The sequence below is a fragment of the Xanthomonas sp. NCPPB 2866 genome (assembly GCF_041475745.2).
Lineage (GTDB): Bacteria > Pseudomonadota > Gammaproteobacteria > Xanthomonadales > Xanthomonadaceae > Xanthomonas > Xanthomonas arboricola.
Map to the genome: position 1 here is coordinate 3,965,311 of NZ_CM192975.1, position 18,243 is coordinate 3,983,553.

11 protein-coding genes are annotated in these 18,243 nt (G+C 67.7%); all 11 read right to left on the minus strand.

Annotation, left to right across the window (positions count from 1 at the left end; translation table 11 throughout):
• Positions 1-127 precede the first annotated feature (127 nt).
• Positions 128-4,669: a cellulose biosynthesis protein BcsC gene (locus ACCQ04_RS16795; RefSeq protein ID WP_226427442.1), complete on the minus strand. Its 4,542-nt coding sequence runs from the start codon at positions 4,667-4,669 to the stop codon at positions 128-130.
• The gene (gene bcsZ, locus ACCQ04_RS16800) at positions 4,651-5,832 is read right to left on the minus strand and encodes a cellulose synthase complex periplasmic endoglucanase BcsZ (protein ID WP_226427443.1); all 1,182 of its coding nucleotides are present in this window, start codon (positions 5,830-5,832) and stop codon (positions 4,651-4,653) included. The genes ACCQ04_RS16795 and bcsZ overlap by 19 nt, the downstream gene beginning before the upstream one ends.
• Complete coding sequence (gene bcsB, locus ACCQ04_RS16805) at positions 5,829-8,144, minus strand: cellulose biosynthesis cyclic di-GMP-binding regulatory protein BcsB (RefSeq protein WP_226427444.1); 2,316 nt, start codon at positions 8,142-8,144, stop codon at positions 5,829-5,831. The genes bcsZ and bcsB overlap by 4 nt, the downstream gene beginning before the upstream one ends.
• A 44-nt stretch (positions 8,145-8,188) precedes the next feature.
• Positions 8,189-10,333 carry a UDP-forming cellulose synthase catalytic subunit gene (gene bcsA / locus ACCQ04_RS16810; protein WP_226427445.1) on the minus strand — a complete coding sequence of 715 codons (2,145 nt, stop codon included), beginning with the start codon at positions 10,331-10,333 and terminating at the stop codon, positions 8,189-8,191.
• Positions 10,334-10,425: 92 nt separating this feature from the next.
• Positions 10,426-10,902 carry a hypothetical protein gene (locus ACCQ04_RS16815; RefSeq protein ID WP_184611341.1) on the minus strand — a complete coding sequence of 159 codons (477 nt, stop codon included), beginning with the start codon at positions 10,900-10,902 and terminating at the stop codon, positions 10,426-10,428.
• 28 nt (positions 10,903-10,930) lie between these two features.
• A complete protein-coding gene (gene bcsD, locus ACCQ04_RS16820) occupies positions 10,931-11,386 on the minus strand; it encodes a cellulose biosynthesis protein BcsD (protein WP_226427446.1) in 456 nt (151 codons plus the stop codon).
• Between the two features lie 175 nt (positions 11,387-11,561).
• Positions 11,562-12,758 carry a nicotinate phosphoribosyltransferase gene (pncB, locus tag ACCQ04_RS16825; RefSeq protein WP_226427447.1) on the minus strand — a complete coding sequence of 399 codons (1,197 nt, stop codon included), beginning with the start codon at positions 12,756-12,758 and terminating at the stop codon, positions 11,562-11,564.
• 152 nt (positions 12,759-12,910) lie between these two features.
• Complete coding sequence (locus ACCQ04_RS16830; RefSeq protein WP_126966652.1) at positions 12,911-13,879, minus strand: glycoside hydrolase family 113; 969 nt, start codon at positions 13,877-13,879, stop codon at positions 12,911-12,913.
• Positions 13,861-15,144, minus strand: a complete 1,284-nt coding sequence (locus tag ACCQ04_RS16835) for a hypothetical protein (RefSeq protein ID WP_226427448.1) — start codon at positions 15,142-15,144, stop codon at positions 13,861-13,863. The genes ACCQ04_RS16830 and ACCQ04_RS16835 overlap by 19 nt, the downstream gene beginning before the upstream one ends.
• A 49-nt stretch (positions 15,145-15,193) precedes the next feature.
• Complete coding sequence (locus ACCQ04_RS16840) at positions 15,194-17,101, minus strand: glycosyltransferase family 2 protein (protein ID WP_024939104.1); 1,908 nt, start codon at positions 17,099-17,101, stop codon at positions 15,194-15,196.
• Between the two features lie 13 nt (positions 17,102-17,114).
• The gene (locus ACCQ04_RS16845) at positions 17,115-18,137 is read right to left on the minus strand and encodes a hypothetical protein (RefSeq protein ID WP_226427449.1); all 1,023 of its coding nucleotides are present in this window, start codon (positions 18,135-18,137) and stop codon (positions 17,115-17,117) included.
• Positions 18,138-18,243: the final 106 nt, after the last annotated feature.

Sequence of the window (18,243 nt, forward strand, 5' to 3'; positions counted from 1 at the left end):
CCCCACCGAGGGCGCGCGCGCGTCAGCATGCGTGTACAGCGCGCAGCAAAACGCCGGCCAGAGACACCCGCCACAGCGCAGACCAACCGTCACGGCCCGATGGCCGCGCAGTCGGTCTGCCTTGTCCTCAACGATCGGCAGCGTATGGCGAGGTCAGCACCTGTGGTGCGCGACCCAGTGCCGCACCCAGCCGATCCATCACGAACCGCAGATAGAGATTGCTGCTGAACTGGTTGTAGTCGCGCGCATTGTTGAAGGTCATGCGCCCGCCCAGGAACAGCTGCGGCGCCACCTGCCATTCGGCCGCGCCACTGAGGTTGTAGGACACGCCGGTGCGGCTTTCGCCCGCATACACCGGGTCGGTGTAGCGGTTGACCAGCCCGAGCAAGGCCGCCAGCGAGGCGGCATCGTAGGCGGCCTGCTGCAGGGTGGGATCGGTCGGAAAATACGGCGAGGCGTCGGTGCTGAAGTGCTGCACGCCGATGCTGGCATCGACCTTCCAGTTCACCGTCTGACCGGCGCTGCGGCCGCTCCAGTGCACCGGAAAACCCAGGTCCACATAGTCCTGCGGGCTGAAGTAACCGCCATGGCCGTAGGTGAAGCCGCTGAGGTTCCTGTCGTACTGCATGGCGGTCAGATTGATGCCGGCCGTCAGCGACTGGTGCCGGGTTTCCAGTGCATGCACGTAGAAGCCCAGGTCGAGCTGGCGCTGGTCGTTGTCGGCGACGTTGTTGCCGAGCAGACGGTGCGCGGCAAGATTGGCATAACCACCCAGCAGCCCATTGTCGGCAGTGGCCGACAACGACACGCCATTGCTGGTCACCCCGCCCCATTCGCGGCCGCTGCGTGCATCCTGCGCGCCGGCGAACGACAGCACGCTGTCGGTGACCGCACGCCGCGAGGCTTCGGCCGACCAGCTCACCGCATCGCCAAGCTCGCCGCGATAGCCGACGCCGCCGATGAGGTTCTGCTCCTGGAAGCCGATCGGGGTGCTGCCGATGTCGGCACTGAACCCGCCATTGCGATAGCGCACACCGACGCCCACCCCGGTGTCATCCTGGCTGAGCCGGCGCGTGCCGTTGCCGGTGGCGGCCATGGTGTTGAGCGTGGCGGCCAGCCCGGTCGGGGTCTGTTGTGCGGCGGCGGTGCTGCCGGCCAGCGCGCGCAACGCGGCCGCATCGCCGGCAGCCAGCTGTTCGCTAAGCGCAGCGTTGCCGAGGATGTCGCGCGCCAGTTGGGCGATCGGCGTGTTGGAGGCGTTGATGCCGAGCAGGTAGGCCGGCAACGGTTCGTTGGCCAGCGCCGCCACGGCGGCGGCATTGCTGTTGTTGTTCTCGACCAGCAGGTCGTTGAACAGGCCGGTGTTCAAGGCGTAGCGACGCAGGCGTTCGCGCGTGGCGGCGGTGTCGCCTTCGGTGGCGAGCAACTGGTACATCGACGAGCTGACCAGCGTATCGATCGGGCCGCGATCGGCCGCCAGCGCATCGTTGATGGCGGTCTGCGGGCCGCTGCCGAAGCGGCTGGCGGTGACGTAATCGGTGGTCAGCGTGCCGGCATCGACGATGGTCGGGGTCAGGGTGACGCCAAGCTTGCCGTCGCCGACGGCGAACTCGGCCTGGACCGGCATTTCGATATCGTCCAGGCGGCCCAGACCATCTTCGCCATCGCGCGAGCGGTACAACGCGCCGCCGGCGAGGTTGTCGCTGTTTTCCGACTGCACCGCACGCAACTCGTCGAGCACGCCGTTGCCGCTGCCGAGCGGCGGCAACGCCTGTGCGGCGGGCTTGGTCAGACGTGGACCGGCGTCTGCGGCGATCGGCGCAACCGCGCGCGCGGCAAGCAGCCCGTCGCCGCGCGACGAACCGCGCATGCGGCCGCTGGAGACCGGCAGCATGGCGGGCGCAGCGCCGGCGCTGACCGGCGGCGGCAACGTATCGCCACCATTGTCGGCAGACGCACCAATCGGTGCGGCAGCGGCGAACCGTGCAGAGCCCGGCGACGCTGCCACCGGTGCCACCGCCACGTCGCCATAGGCGCTACCGGCATCCATGCGCTCGGACAACACCGCCGGCGAGCGCGGCATGCCGCCGGTCATACCGGAAAACGGATTGAGCGGGCGACTGGAGGACGCGACCGCGGACGGACCGCGCGCAGACGGCAGGCCATTGTCCAGTTGCCCGGCCTGACGCTGCTGCGCGGCCAGCGAGGCACGGAAATACTGCTCGGCCTTGCGGTTCTTGCCGGCGCTGCGATACACGCGGCCGGCCGCGGCCAGCACCTCCGGCGACTCCGGTGCCTGCGCCAGCGCGCGTTGCAGGTAATGCTCGGCATTGCGCAGGTCCGACTGCGCGGCCGCGCTGTTGGCGGCGGCAGTGAGCGTGTCCAGGTCGTCGGGATGACGCTGCAGGATCTGCTGGTAGATCGCCAGCGCCTGACGCTGGTCGCCGGAGGCGGCATACAGGCGTGCGAGCGCGGCCTGCGCATCGCGGCTGTCCGGCTGCTGGGCCAGGATCGGCGACAGCGCGTCGTAGGCGCCTTCCAGATTGCCGAGTTCGCGCAGCGCATCCACCTGGCGCAGCGTGTAGGCGCTGCGCAGGCGTTGATAACGACGCAGCTGTTCCGGGGTCAGGGTGGTGGCCTGCAACTGGCGCAGCACCGCCGACAGTTCGGCGTCCTGATGCGCGCGCAGCAGCACGCCGGCATATTGCAGGCGATCTTCACTGCGCACCGTGCCACCGGTGACCAGCCGCTGGGCCAGGGTCAGCGCGCGCGGGGCGTTGCCGGCATCGGCATGCGCGCCGGCCAGTGCGGCCAGCAACTGCGGGTCGTCGAGCTGATTGCCCAGCGCAGTTTCGGTGCGCGCCAGCAACTGCTGCGCGTCGCCCGGCCGGCCCTGCTCCACCAGTATCCGTGCCTGACGCGCCTGCAGTTCGATCCAGGCGGTGGTGCGCAGCTGGGTCATCTCCGGCGTGCGCGAGGCGACCGGAATGCGCTCCAGGCTGTCGTAGGCGCCCTGCCAGTCGCCGCTTTCCTGCGCCAGCAAGGCGTTGGCCTGCAGCGCTTCGGGTTGGTCGCCATGCACGGCGAGCAGGCCATCCATCACGCTGCGGGCCTGATCGGGGCGGCCGGCCTGTTGGTACAGGCGGGCCAGATCCAGACGGATCCAGGCATCGCCCGGGCGCTCGACCATCGCCGCTTCCAGCTCGGTCTGCGCGCTGACCGCATCGCCGGCTTCCAGCGCCTGGCGGGCGCGCGCGCGCTGCACGTTGGAACGCAGCAAGGCTTGCCCGCCGGCTTTGGCACGTTCTGCAGCAGGCAGGCGATTGAACACGTCGCTGGCTTCCTGCATGCGGCCCTGGCGGCTGTACAAACCGACCAGGCCCTGCAGCGCGCCGGCATTGTCGGCATCGTGCGACAGCGCCTTGCGGTAGCTGGCCTCTGCGGCGGCCGGGTCGCTGGCGGCCTGCAGGCCGCCCAGCGCCACCTGCGCGGCCGGCTCGTTGGGCAGCAGCTGCACCGCCTGCTCCACCAGCTGGCGCGCCCGTGCCAGATCGCCACGTGTGCGTGCGGCCTCGGCCTGCTGCAGCTGCAGCCAGTAGCGCGCGCTATCGAGCGCACCTTTCCATTTGCCGTTATTCGCCGCGGCCGGGCGCAGCAGCTCCTGCGCTTCGGCAAAGCGCTGCTGACGCAGGCGCACCGAGCCCAGGCCGCCGAGCGCCTCCGGATCACGCGCACGTGCGCGCAACACCTGCGTGAAGCGTTGTTCGGCAGCGCCCAGATTATTGGCGCCCAGCGCACGGAAGCCTTCGCCCAGCAGCACGCCATTGGGGTCGGCCGGCGCGGCGGCGGCGGCGCTGCGTTGTTCGCGCAGCTGGCCGAGTTTGGCGGTGACTTCCGCATCGGCCGGGGTACCGGCCAGGAATGCCTGGTACAGCGGCGCATCGGCCACGCCGGCGTTGAGCCACAGCAGCGCCTGGCGCCAGCTGGTGCGCGCCGGCCCGCCGACATCGGCGCGTTGCGCCAGCGTGCGCAGCTGCGCGATGCCGTCGCGGCGGGTGGGTTCGCGGTAACTCAGCACCTGCGCCAGCGCCAGTTGCACGGACGGGTTGCCCGGTTCGCTGGATTGCAGGCGTTGCAGGCCGTCGCGCGCACGCTCCCAGCCGGTGGGAGTACCGGCCAGCGACTGGTAGTACTCCAGCGCCAACGCCGGCGGCGGCGGCTTGCCGGCGAACAGCGCTTCGTAATTGCGCGCGGCTTCGACATAGCGCCCGGCCGCGGCGGCGCGACGTGCGTTGCGCAGGTTCGGATCTTCGCCGGCAGCGCTGCTGCCACGGGCGCCGATCGCCACGCGCAGGCGCTGTGCCTGCGGCGATTGCGGGTGTGCGGCGTCGAGTTGCTGCAGGCGCTTGCGTGCTTCGGATTGACGGCCCTGCGCCAGATCGATCTGCGCCAGGCCGAGCAAGGCGTCGGGCTGATCCGGATCGACGCCGAGCAGCTTGCGCCAGGTGTCGGCGGCCAGATCGTCGCGGCCCTGGTCGTGCCAGTAATTGCCCTGCCCGACCAGTTGCTGGGTGGCGCTGGTCTGCGCCTGCACCTGCACCGGCGAGGCGAGCAGGCACAGGTCGATCATGCCGACGAGGTACAGCGGCGTCAGTTTTTTGCGGAGCATGCAGGCGTTCTCCAGGCGGGCAGCAGGCGCCCGTCTGCGGCAAAGCGGTAGCGGTTCTCAAGCCAGCCCTGTCCGAACAGGGCCAGCGTGCGTTCGAAGTACGGCAGCGCAGCGGCTGCCGCTTGCGCGGCGGCGGGAATGCGCTGCGCCTGCGCCTTGAGCAGCGCGGGCTGGCCCATCGCACTCAGGTAGGGCAGCAGCGCGGCAGAAAACCCGACCGGCAATGCGCCGCTGCCCACGCCGCGCGCGGTGTCGATCTTTTCCGCAAACGGGGTCTGTGCGGCGAGCAGGTCGGCCGGGCCGGACAGGTCGCGCAGCAAGCCGCTGCGCAGCGGCTCGCCGGCATCGAGCATGCCGGCCCACAGATACACGCGGATCGCGTCGTAGCTGCCGACGTTGCCGCGCTTCGGATCGGGACTGAAGCGCTCGCCATCCCACACCGTCCAGTCCGGCGCAAAACCCACCGGCGCGCTCTCGCGCAACACGCGCGCGGCATTGCTGGCGATCGCCGCCCACGGCCCCTTGGGGTCGGCGTTGGCGCAGCGCCGCAGCACCTGGATCGGCAGGTAGCTGGGATTGAGCGTCCAGCGCTGCTTCTCGGCAAAGCCGGTGCGGCCGGGCAGCAACATCGCGCCCAGGCCCGGCAACGTGGCCACCTCCTGCTGGCGCATCAGTTGCAGGATCTGCTGGCCGGCCTTGCCGTAACCGGGCCGGCTCCACAGCCGCCCGGCTTCCAGCAGCGCGTAGGCAATCCACAGCTCGCCATCGCTGGCGGTATTGGCATCGAGCACGCGCCAGTTGCCGCTGCCATCGCGCCCCCACAACCACGCCGGCAGGTTCAGGTCCGGGCGGCCGCCGCACAGATTGTGGCGGGTCCAGCCCAGCACCTTCTCGAACAACACCTGGTCGTTGTTGACCAGGGCGAAGAACAGCGCATACGACTGACCTTCGGAGGTCGAGCGCTGGTCCGGATTGAGGAAATCCACCACCCGCCCGTCGGGCTGGATGTGCTTGTCGACGAAGGCATTCCACAGCGGCCACGGCCCGCATTGGCCAGCCGCCGCCGCTGCGCGCGTGGGCAGCAGCGCAGCCAGGCCGGCCAGCGCACCGGCGCGTAGCAGGCTGCGGCGTGTCATCGCTGCGGCGCTGTCGTGCGCGCTCATGCGCTGCCGCCGTCGGCGAGCCGCTCGGCGGCATGCCGGCGCAGCAGCACGCGCGCGGCCAGCGCCAGCAACAGCGCCAGCAGCACCACGGTCAACGCCAGCCACACCGGGTGGTGCGAGAAGTACCAGCGCAACCAGGTCGGGAGCGGCAGATGGCCGACGTAGTAGGTCTGGTTGCCGACCAGGCTGATGACCTTTTTCTGCTGCAGCAACACCACGCTGCCCTGGAAGTCCTTGAGCAGGGTCGGGTCGAACCAGGCATCGAACAGCCGGCTCATGTTGGCCGGGTCTTCGCTCTGGAACGCGACCACGCTGCGGCCGGACTTCAACGGCGATTCGAAGCCCATCAACAGCACGTCGTCCGGCTGCGGTTGCAGGGCGATTTCCGCGGTGGTCGGCAGGTCGGTGCGGCGCGCGTCGAAGGACAGGAAGCCAGGCAGCTTTTCCAGCACCCAATCGGTCAGCGCAAAGCGGGTCGCCTGCCCGTCCTGGCCCACCGGCAGCTGTGCGCGCCACTGCTTGAACAGCGGCTGCGACTGCACGCTGCCGAGCAACAACAGGTCGCGGTCGGCGTGTTGCTGCACGGCGCCGGCGCCGATGATCTGCGCATGCAGCGCCGGATACCCGGTAGAGGCGCCGAAGCGTCCAAGCAGGGTCAGCACATTGCCCAGGTCCTGGTCGCCCGGATTGTCCGGCAGCACGATGGTGGATTCGGACAGATCGGCCAGGCGGGTGAAGGGGTAACCGGCATTGGCGAACGCGGCCAGGTTCGGCATCGCCATGTAGTGGTGGAAGCCGCTCAGGTCGATGCTGGAATCGGCATCGATGGCGCCGGACACATCCGGGAAGGTGTTCTTGCACTGCTCGCCCTGCGGGCGATCGAAGAAGAAGTGGAAGCGCAACTGGCTGTTGGCCGAGAACGCACCCACCGGCAATGTCAGATCCTGGTGCACCGGCATGCTGCCGCGCGCGCCCAGGCTGTTCCACCAGCGCCTCGGGGTGGACTCGGCGAACGGGCGGCCGGTCAGCGGCAGCGTGGTCACGAACGACTCGTTGATGCTGACGTTGAGCGCGGACTTGTTATCCACGTCCGGCACCGTGTAGCGGTATTTCAGCGCGACCGGAATGCCGTCGCGCTCCCACACGAACAGGTCCGGCGGCAACTGCAGGCCGATCCGGATCAGGTCCGGATGATAGCCGCTGACATTGAGCTGGCCGGGCGGGGTCACCAGATCGCCGAAGCGCACCGGATGCTCGCTGGACACCCACTTGGGCGCGTCGTACGGCCGACGCGGCGCCGGCGCGCTGACCTCGCCGATGCGGGCGACCGCCCCGGTCAACGGCGCGCGCAAGGCCAGCGCGGTGGCCGCGCGGTGCAGGTCTTCGCTGTTGCGGCCGAGCACCAGCAGCAGCTTGCCGTTGGGATCGGTCGGGTTGACCACCACTGCCACGGTCGGGCCACGGATATCGGCCACGCCACTGTCGGCGGTGGCGAACTGCTCAGGCAGCGTGCTGGGCGTGGCGAACACCACTGCGTTGCCGGTGGCCGGCAGCGCTTCGGTCGAGGCCGGGAACACCGCGCCGCGGTAGCCGGCCAGGGTACCGAACCACGAGGCCACCACGCCGGCCGCCTGCAGCGTGGCGTTGTCCGGGCGCTGCGGAAAGTAGAACGGCAATTCCAGCCGGCGCGTGTCGCGCACATCGAAGAACGGCACCGGCAACAACGCCAGGTTATTGGCCAGCGCCAGCGGCGTGGTGGTCAGCGACAGGCTGGTGGCCGCGTCCACATTCGCCCACAGGCTGCTGTGGTCGGGGTCTTCGCACTCGCGCGTGTAATGGCCGATCAACTGCAGGTTGAGCTGGTTGTAATCGGTGACCAGACGCGGGTCGATCGGCAGATCGGCCGAGAGCAGCTTGCCGGCATTGGCCTTGTCGGCGGGCAAGGTGCCCACGGTGACGCCATTGATGGTGACCTTCAGATGCGACAGGTCCGGCAATAGCGCGGGCGAATAGCTGTATTTGAGGTTGAGCGTGGCGGCGGTGACGATCTCGTCGCTGCGCACGCTGAAGGGCACGCCGGCACTGCCCTGCACGCCGCGCAGGGTGATCTCGTAGTCGATGCCGAGCTCGCGCAGGCTGGAGGTGCGGGTGCTGCCGGCCGGCATCGGTGCCGGTGCGGGCGGCGCGCTCGCGGCGGTGCCGTCCGGCCCGGTCGGCGTGGTCGTCGCCGTTGCCGGCACGGCCTGCTGCGCCTGCGCCAGGCCGGTCAGCAGGGTGAGCACACAGGTCAACACGGCCGGGGACATTCGCATCGGTGGCTTCTTGGCAGGGAAAAGGGAAACGGCAGGCGTCACGTTCACGACTCCAGATCCAGCGCGCGCGCCGGGCGGAAGCCCTGACGCGCACTGAGTGCGATATGCCCACCCAGGCGTCCGAAGCCGCGCGCGCTGGCGGCCAGCACCTGGCCCAGCGAGCGCCAGAACGCATCGCGGTCGTGCTGGCCCCATTGCGACAGCCAGATGTCGGCGCGCGCAAAGGTCGAGGCCACCAGCCAACGCTCCTGTTCCATCGACATCGCGGTGAACTGCACGCTGACCTGGCCGTCGCGGTCCTGCCGCACCACCGCCGGCAAGGTCTGCTCCACGCCGCGATGACTGAGGCCGATTTGCACCGGCAACCCCGGCTCGATCGGCTGCGGCTGGGCGAGCCTGATCGCCATGCCGCCGGTGGAAAAATTCAGCGAGCGACTGGGCAGCACGCTGCCATCGGGCAGATACAGATTGACCGGGACATCCAGCGGCACGCGATGGGCGCTACGCACCTGGCGGGTTTCGCTGGCGGTGGCGATGGTGGCGCCCAGCAGCACCATGTTGTAGAGCGTCCAGGCCAGGTTGAACCAGATCGTCTGCTGCTCGCCGCTGCCGCCGACATAGATCAGGCGCAGCACGCCGGCAGCCACACCGGCCAGATTGAGCAACAGCAGGAACAGGTATGGCTTGGCGATTTGCGCATCGAAATAACTGCGCGCCACCAGCCCGCCCTTGGGCGTGACATTGAACTTGCCCAGCTTGGGGTTGAGCAGCGCGACCAGGGTGGGACGGAAGATGTACCAGGCCAGCGTGGTCTCGTAGACCTCGTTCCACAGCAGATGGCGGAAGCGGCTCTGCACCCGCAGGTTGGTCAGATTGGCCTGCAGGATGTGCGGCAACGCATAGGCCAGGATCATCAACGCCGAGGCCTGGATCACGTGCGCGCCGAAGAACAGATAGGCCAGCGGCGCAGTGAGGTAGATGATGCGCGGCAAGCCGTAGAAGAAGTGCAGCATCGCATTGAGGTAGCACAGCCGCTGCGAGAGCCTGAGCCCGCGCCCCAGCAGCGGATTGTCGATACGCGCGATCTGCGCCATGCCGCGCGCCCAGCGGATGCGTTGCGCCACATGGCCGGACAGGCTTTCGGTGGCCAGGCCTGCAGCCTGCGGCACCGCCAGATAGGCGGTGCGATAACCGCGACGCTGCAGCTTGAGCGCGGTGTGGGCGTCCTCGGTGACGGTTTCCACCGCCACCCCGCCGACCTCTTCCAGCGCGCTGCGCTTGATCACCGCGCAGGAGCCGCAGAAGAAGGTCGCATTCCACTGGTCGTTGCCATCCTGCAGCAGGCCGTAAAACAGCTCGCCTTCGTTGGGCACCTTGCCATGCGTGCCCAGGTTGCGTTCGAACGGGTCGGGCGAGAAGAAATAGTGCGGCATCTGCACCAGGGCCAGCCTGGTGTCGCGCAGGAACCAGCCCATCGCCACCTGCAGGAAACTGCGGGTGGGAATGTGGTCGCAGTCGAAGATCGCCACGTACTCGCCGCTGCACTTCTTCAGCGCGGCATTGATGTTGCCGGCCTTGGCGTGCGCGTTGTTGGTGCGGGTGACGTAGTTGATGCCGACCTCGGCACAGAAGTCGCGGAACGCGTCGCGGCGGCCGTCATCGAGCAGATGGATGGTGATCTTGCCGGCCGGCCAATCGATCACGCTGGCCGCCAGCACGGTGGTGCGCACCACCGACAACGGCTCGTTGTAGGTGGGAATGAACACGTCCACGCTCGGCCACAAGGCCTGGTCGGCCGGCAACGGCACCGGCTTGCGATCGAGCGGCCACAACACCTGGAAATAGCCCAGCACCAGGATCACGAACGCATACAGCTCCGCGCCCAGCAGGCCCAGACCCAGGATGAAATCCACCGCGCTGCCCACGCCCATGGTCTGGGTCGTGCGCCACCAGATGTAGCGGCACGACACCGCCAGCGACATGCCCATCATCGTCAGGATCACCACACGCCCGCCGCGCTTGCGCACCGCCAGCGCAACGGCGAACAGCACCCCGGAAAACACCAGTTGCTGGGTGACATCCATCGGCACGGCGACCACGAACACCAGCAACAAGCCGCCCAGCAACCACAGCGCCCAGGTCGCCAGCGTGGGCAGCGGTGATCCGGAACGGAGGCTGGCAGCAGTCATCAGATAATCCTTCAAGCGTGGCGGCGTGCGGCAAAGCAAGGCGAAACAGGCGAGCGCAGTTACGCTTGCCGGAAGTCACACGGTGGTGCTGATCAACGCGAGCGCAGTCGCTGCAGCGGGCTTTGCGTCGCGCTGGGCGCATCGGCCTGCAACAGCCGCTGGAACAAGCACTCCAGCGGCGTCTGCGCCTGGCGCTCGCCCGGCTGCGCTGCAGGCTCGTCGAGCTGGCGCAATTTGCGCAGCGGCGCGAGCGCATCGAGCGGCGGGCCTGCCGTCTCTTCGGCAGGCACGGACCGGTGCGCCGCCGGCACTGCCTGCATGGCAATCGAAACGCTCGGCACCGATGCGGCAGGCGCCAACAGCGGCGCTGGCGTCTGCACGGCGTCCGCCGCAGCGGGGGCCTGTTCGACCGCTGCCGGGACCGGCGTTTGCGTCACTTCCGGCCTGCGCGGCGGCAGCTGGGTGTGGGCGAAATCCTGATAGCCCGCGCTCGCCGGCGTCCCCAACCGCGCGAACAGGCCGGACACATCGTCATGCCCGGAGGTTGCCTTGTTGTTCTTCGGTGCCATCACACTCCCCTTGCCCGACTTCAGCCGTTCATGCCGTCCGCAGCAACACGAAGTTGCGCAGATCGACGCTGTCGCCTGGCGCGGTCTGCACCGCCAGGCCTGCCAGCATCCCCAGTTGCTGGAACCATCCTTCGTACACGCCCTGCAGGAACCCATCGCTCCATGCCACGCCATCCAGCGCTGTGCTCAATGGCGCGCCGGCGTGCTGGATCCGTACGTGGTCGGCGTGTTCGTGCATCGCGCACTGGCCCCAATCGCAGCGCTCCCACACTGCGTTGGCGGCTTGCTGCATCTCGCCCAGGGTCGTGCAGTGCGCCAGCCGGTGTTCGCGCGCGAAGCGCCGGCCGATGCGCGCCATCAACGGCGCCAGATCATCCTCGAGCAACTCGGCGCCGAACTCGGCGGCCATCGCACGCACAAAGCCCAGCCACTGCCGGGAGCAGCTGCGCGCGCGGTACAGCGACAATGGGTCGGATGCAGTCATTGAGACGTCGCGCGGGAAGGAGGCCGTACATCAACATCGCGTGCATCAGAAGTGAAGCAAGCGTGATGCCAATGTTAACGAACCCATGCGGCCAATTGAGCGCTGCATCGCATTTTTTTCGGTCATTCCCTGACAGCTCTGTCAGGCCTCGGCACAAGCTGCCGCTACACGTCAGTCACTGCCGCGGGTGGTCACCCGCTTCCGGCATCGGCGGCAGGCCGAACACATCGCGCAGATAACGCAGGTAACCGGCGTCTTCGCACATGCTCTTGCCCGGCGAGTCGCTGAGCTTTGCCACCGGCTGGCCATTGCAGCGGACCATCTTGATCACGATCTGCAGCGGCGTCGGCCCCAGGTCGTTGGTGAGGCTGGTGCCGACCCCGAACGCCAGCCGGCAGCGCGTGTGGAAGTGCGCGTACAGCTGCATCACCTTGTCGATATTGAGGCCATCGCTGAACACCAGCACCTTGGTCGCGGGGTCGATGCGGTGTGCCTGCAGATGGGCGATGACGCGCTCGCCCCATTCGAACGGGTCGCCCGAATCATGCCGCATGCCGTCGAACAACTTGCAGAAGTACAGATCGAAGTCGCGCAGGAACGCGTCCAACCCCACCACATCGGACAGGGCGATGCCCAGATCGCCGCGGTACTCGCGCGCCCACGATTCCAGCGCGGCCACCTGCGAGTCGCGCAACCGCGGCCCCAGCGCCTGGAACGCCTGCAGGTACTCGTGCGCCATCGTGCCCAGCGGGGTCAGGCCGTAATGCTTGGCGAAATACACATTGCTGGTGCCGACGAACTGCTCGCCCAGGCCATCGCGCAGCAACGGCAGCAACTCGCCGTGCCAGTGCCGCGAATAGCGCCGCCGGGTGCCGTAATCGGCGATCTTGCAGCCGGCCGGCATGCTGCGCAGGCTGCTCACCTTCTCGCGCAGGCGGCGACGGCCTTCTTCGTAATCCGGCTCGGAGGTGTTGCGGAACCACACCTCGTTGATGATCGCCAGCAACGGCACTTCGAACAGGATGGTGTGCAGCCACGGGCCGCGGATGGTCAGCTCGATCTCGCCCGGATGGGTGGTCGATGCCGACAGCTGCAGATACTTACGGTCCAGATGGAACAGCGCCAGGAAGTCGGCAAAATCCGGCTTAATGAAGCGCAGGCCACGCAGATAGGCCACCTCGTCTTCGCGCAGCCGCAGCCGGCACAGCGCATCGATCTCACGCGAGATCTCGTCGATGAACTGGGCCAGATCCACGCCGGGCGTGCGGCACTTGAAGCGGTAGTCGACCTGTGCGGCCGGATGCTGATGCAGCACCGCCTGCATCATGGTGAATTTGTACAGATCGGTGTCGAGCAGCGAATGGATGATCATGCCGCCGGATTATGCCCGCAGCGGCGATCGCGCTGCGTGCAAGCCGCCGATGCGTCCGAGAGGCGATGCGCTGCACGGCGGCAGTGCGCTTCGCCCCGGCAAGTCACCTCGGCAATTGCGCTTGGCATCCTCTTGTTGCCAGGCGCCATCGCTCAGCGCGCCAGCACCTGCTGCGCTGGTTTGCCCTGCACGGTGAAGTCGCTGTCGCCCGGGCCACCGGCCTTGGGGTCGGTATACCAGCACCACAGCGCGATACCTTCCACGCCGTGCGCCTGCAGCACCTTGCGCCACTGCTGCAACACCTGCAGCTGCAGGCGGGTGTCCACTGCAGCGGCGCGTTGCTCCGGGCTCTCCCAGGGCGCGGCCAGGCTACCGCGTGCAGAACGCAGTCCCAGCTCCGCCACCCACACCGGCTTGCCCACGCGCTGGCCAAGTTGCTGCAGGCGCTGCGCGGCGGCATCCATCTCGGCCGTGCGCGCGGCAGCCGCTTCGGACAGCCGCGGATACAGGCTGGTCCCCACCGCATCGAACAAGGACCAGTAACGGAAGCTTTCGGCGTGCTCCATGCCGTCGGCCACATACAGCAGCTTGCCGTGGTAGACCTTGCGCACTTCCGCCACCAGACCAGGCCACTGCGGCGCGTCCTGCAGCTTGCGCAGTTCGGTGCCGATCACCAACGCTTCCGCATGCTCGTCTTCGGCCAGCTTGGCCAAGGGCAGCAATGCGTTCTGATACGCGGCAAACCAGGCTGCCTGGTCGGTGGGCGCGGTGTCGCCGGCCCAATGCCCGGGAATCCACACATGCACCTTGAGCGTGGCCTGCAGGCCGGCGTGGTGGCTCTGCCGCAACGCGGCGCGCATGGCCTCCACGCTGCTGTCGCTGCCCAGCACCGGGTCGTTCGCCTGCGGGTTGGCCTGCCACACAAACGCAACCAGCAAGGCCTTGCTGGCGCCGGTCTTGGCCAGCGCATCCAGCGACTGTCCCGCCGCCTCGCTCTCCCACGGCGCATTGGCCGAGACCTTGACGTTGGCGCCCATCCACGTCGATGCATCGGCGTTGCAGCCATTGACCAGCATGCACGCCCCGACCAGAAACGCGGTACTCAGAACGCGTTTGAACATGCGGCGGATGCCTTGGTGGTGGACGCGGTCGTGGTGTGCGCGCAGTCCATTGCACCGATGACCGCAGTGTTCTTGTCCTGCTGCACGATTGCAGCAGTGGTGGGCGCGCTGACGCCGGACGCGGGCTGCGTGGGCGCGGCCACGTCCGCGGCAGTCGCCACGGTGGGCTGCACCTGCACGGCATCCGCTGCCGGCGTCGCCGCGCCGGTCGGCAACGACACCGGCGCGCTCACGACCACCGCCTCGCCCTGCAGCAAGGACTGCGCATCGGCAGGCGCCGCACGCATCCAGCTGCCCCAGCCCTGCGGCTGTACCCAGGCCGCACCGATCAGGCCCAGCAACAGCAGGCCGGCGGCCTGACTGCGCTGGTCGGCATGCAGCGCGCGCAGCAGCAACGCTGCCGGCACCCACAGCAGCAGCAAGGCATCAAACCCGGCCCAGCCGAAGGCGAACGACAATGCCGCCGCACAGATCACGGTGCCGGCACTGGCCAGCACGCCGCGCGTGAGCGCACTGCTGCGGCTACGGGCCAGCAACGCCAGCACCGGGAAGCAGACCACCGCCGCCACGCCCCAACGCACGGCCGGCGACCAGCCTTGCGCATGCTCGGCCAGCGGCAACGGCAGCGGATGCGCGCCCTGCCCGATGCTGGACAGCGTCGGCCACGGTGCGTTGAACACGGTCAGATTGACGTAGGCCCACATGCCGACCAGAAACGCGAAAGGCAGGTAGCACACCAGGTAGAACGAACCCGGCGCCTTGCGCAGCATCTGCGGCGGCATCACCAGCAGCAGCCACGGTGCCACCATCGTCGACAGCGCCAGTGTCTGCAGATCCAGGCACAGCAGGATGCACAACCAGCCGGCAATGCGCAGATAGGTGAAGGCCTCTACCGGCGTCTGCAGGCGGCGCAAGGTGCGGCACAGGCCGTAGAACGCCAGCAGACCCACCGCCTGGCTTCCGCCTGCGGCGATCGGCAGCAGGAACAGCGGATTGCAGCCCACCAGCAGGGTCAAACCACTGGCCCAGCCGCGCCCGAACACGCCGGCCAGATCGCGCCACAGCAGCGACAGGAACAACGCGTTGGCGGCAACCGCCAGGAACGGCCAGACCTGGAACGGCAGGTTCCAGCTGTCCAGCCCCAGATTGATCGCCCACGACAACAGACCGGTTGCCGGCAAGCCGGCTGCTGGTGCGATTGCCGGTGTGGCGGAGCCGACCGACTGCAGCAGCAGCGGCTGGCTCAGCAGCGACAGGGCCACCACGGCAACCAGAAACGCCGGCAGCCCGCTGTGACGGCGCGGGACCGCCGACTCACTCTTCGAGTGCGGCGCGGCGCTCGTTTTCCGAATGCTTGCTGATGCCATGAGTGGTCTTCTCCCAATAGAACGGATTGTGGATCAGCTGCCAGAGACCCTTGTACGCGGCGATCGACTGCAGCACCCAGTAAAAGGGCACGGTCAGCGCGTAGGGCGCCAGCTTGAAGTAGTCGCGCTTGAACGCAGCCACCAGCGTGATGTAGATGAAGAACGCATTGGCCAACAGCAGATTGACCAACGACACGGTCGCCAGCCACGGCGGGAAGAAGCGCTCGAACGCGGTTGTCCCGGTGACTGCCCAGACCACATACAGCGCCCACAGCACCGGCACGCCCAACGCGGTGAAGAAGCCGCCGCCAATGAAGAACTGGAAACCCCAGAAGCCCTTGAACCCGGTGCTGCGATACAGGTGCACCGGGTCGCGCATGTGCACCAGCCAGGTCTGCATGTAGCCCTTGAGCCAGCGCGAGCGCTGCCGGATCCAGTTGGGAATGCTGACGTTGGCTTCTTCGAACGTGGTGGAGTTGACCACGTTGACGCGGTAGCCGTTCTGGATCAGCCGCACGCCCAAGTCGGCGTCTTCGGTGACGTTATACGGGTCCCAGGCGCGCACCTGGCGCAACACATCCAGACGGAAGTGGTTGGAGGTACCGCCCAACGGAATCGGGATGCGCAGGTATTCCAGCGCCGGCAGGTAGAAGTCGAACCAGAGCGTGTACTCCAGCGTGAACATCCGCGTCAGCCAGTTCTCGTCGGCGTTGTAGTAGTTCAGCCGCGCCTGGATGCACGCCACATCCTTGTCGGCCTTGCGGAACGCAGCCACCACGCGCTTGAGCTGATCCGGCTCGGGCTTGTCTTCGGCGTCGTAGATGGTGAGCAGCTCGCCGCGCGCAAAATGCAGGGCGTAGTTGCAGGCCTTGGGCTTGGTCTTGGGCTGCGACGGCGGCACCCGGATGATTTCGAAGAACGCCTCCAGGCCGAGTTTCTTGGCGGCCTCGATGGTGTCGAAATCGTCCGCCTCCAGCACCAGCTTCACGTCGAGCTTGCTGATCGGGTAATCCAGCTTGCGCAGCGCGTTGGCCAGGATCGGCAGGACTTCCGGCTCCTTGTACATTGGCACCAGCACGGTATAGACCGGCAGGTCGTCGTCGCGCAGCGCGGCCACCTCGTCCTCAGTGACCTTGATGTCGATGCGGTGGCGCGAGCCGAACCACACCAGCAACAGCTTCAGTCCGAAGGTCGCCAGAAAGCCCAGCGCCACCAGCACGTTGACGGTGATCAGGGCCGGCACCGGGAACAGCACCATCGCGATCACCATCACCGCGGCGATCGCCCACAGCGTGAACTTCTGTCCGCGCGTCACCACCTGGCGCGCCGAGTACGTCGGCGCATGCGATGCGAGCAGGTTCAGCGCGTTGTCGGTGAGCTGCTCGTCGGCATAGCGCTGCAGGCTCCAGATGATGTCGAACTTGGCGGTGCCGACAAAACGCACGTCCTCGCCGTAGTGCGCGCGCGCCCAGGCAAACACTGCCGGGTCGGGATCGGCCACGGCCAGCACCAGCACACCGTCTTCGCGACGCCACGGCAGCAGCAGGCGCTGCGCGTAACTTTCCAGATCGCCCGGGGTGAGCAGCTCCGGATCCGGCGGCTGCTGCACCAGATCGATGAACTCGAGGCCGAAGTGCGCGGCAACGATGGCGTAGAACCGCTGCGCCGGCACGCCGCGCTGGGCCAGGATCACATCGCCCAGGCGCGAGTTCCAGCGTTGCTGCAACGCCAGCGCCGAGCGCAGCTGTTCGTCGGTGATGACGCCTGCCGTGACCAGCGCGCGACCCAACAGACCGCGTTCGCGGCCGATGTCCGGTGCTCGTCCCAGCGCGTCCATTTCGCAGGTGACCGTCATTGTCGTGGCGTCCTTAGAACCGCCACCAGGCGGCCACGAATGGCCCACCTGCGGCGCCGGTGTTGCGGCCCATCACTGGCTGCTGATATCCCACCTGCCACTGGCTGCCGCCCGGCGCGGTGTACAGCGTGGACAGCTGCAGCTTGGTGAGGTCGTAGTTGGTGCCGGTGGCGACGAAGCCGGAATCGCCAGGTGTCGAGCCAACGACAAACGCGTCGTTACGCCCGTTACCCAGGCCCTGGATCACGTTGACTTCGCCAAGCAGCAGCCAGCTCGGGGTCAGGCTCAGGCCAGTGGACGCGTCCACCCGCACTTCGTCGGAAGCGGCACTGCCGCGCAGACGTACCGCGCCACCCAGATCGAAGTAGCCGTTGCGCCCGCCCAGCGTGTAACCACGGCCGCGGCTGTAACGCAGCTCCAGGCCGTAGTCGCCCAGGCCGAGCGCGGGGTCGCGCCCAGGATTGTTCGGGTGATAGGTCTTGCTACGGCCATAGGCCGGGATGCTGACCAGGGCCTGCACCGAGCTACGCCAGACATCGTCGGCCGCGCCTGGCAGTGCGTAGCGCAGGCCGATCTCCTGATCGGCAAAGCCGGTGGTGCTGCGGCGTGCCCGTCCGGGCGCACCGTTCACCGGTTCGTCGTTGTTGAAACCGACTTCGGTGAAATAGAAATTGCCGATAAAGCTCAGCTTGTCGCTCAGACCATGCTCGACGTAGACATTGAGCTGGTCCTGGCGGCTACGTCCGTTGTTGCCAAAATCGCCACGGTGGTGGGCATCGTCGAACCAGCCGGTGCCATCGCTATGCAGCGCCTTGACGATCACCAGGGTGTCGCCCTGCGGCTGGGTCCAGGCGCCTGCCACGGCCGTGTCCGGCAAGGCCGCCATCAGGCAGCTCAGCGCGAGCGCCGACAGCGCAGCTACCGGCGCGCGGCGCGCGATGGAATCAAGAGAAGAGGGCGAGACAACCGGACTGGACTGCAGCGCGGCGGCGCACGGCTGACGTCCCCGCAATTGCGGGTCGTTCTGTAAAGACATTGCACGATTCCTGATGGGGGACCCGGAAGGGACAGGAAGCTAGTGATTGATCACACTTCGAGGCGAAACGTATCACACATAAGTCCCGCCACCCATCACTGATTTA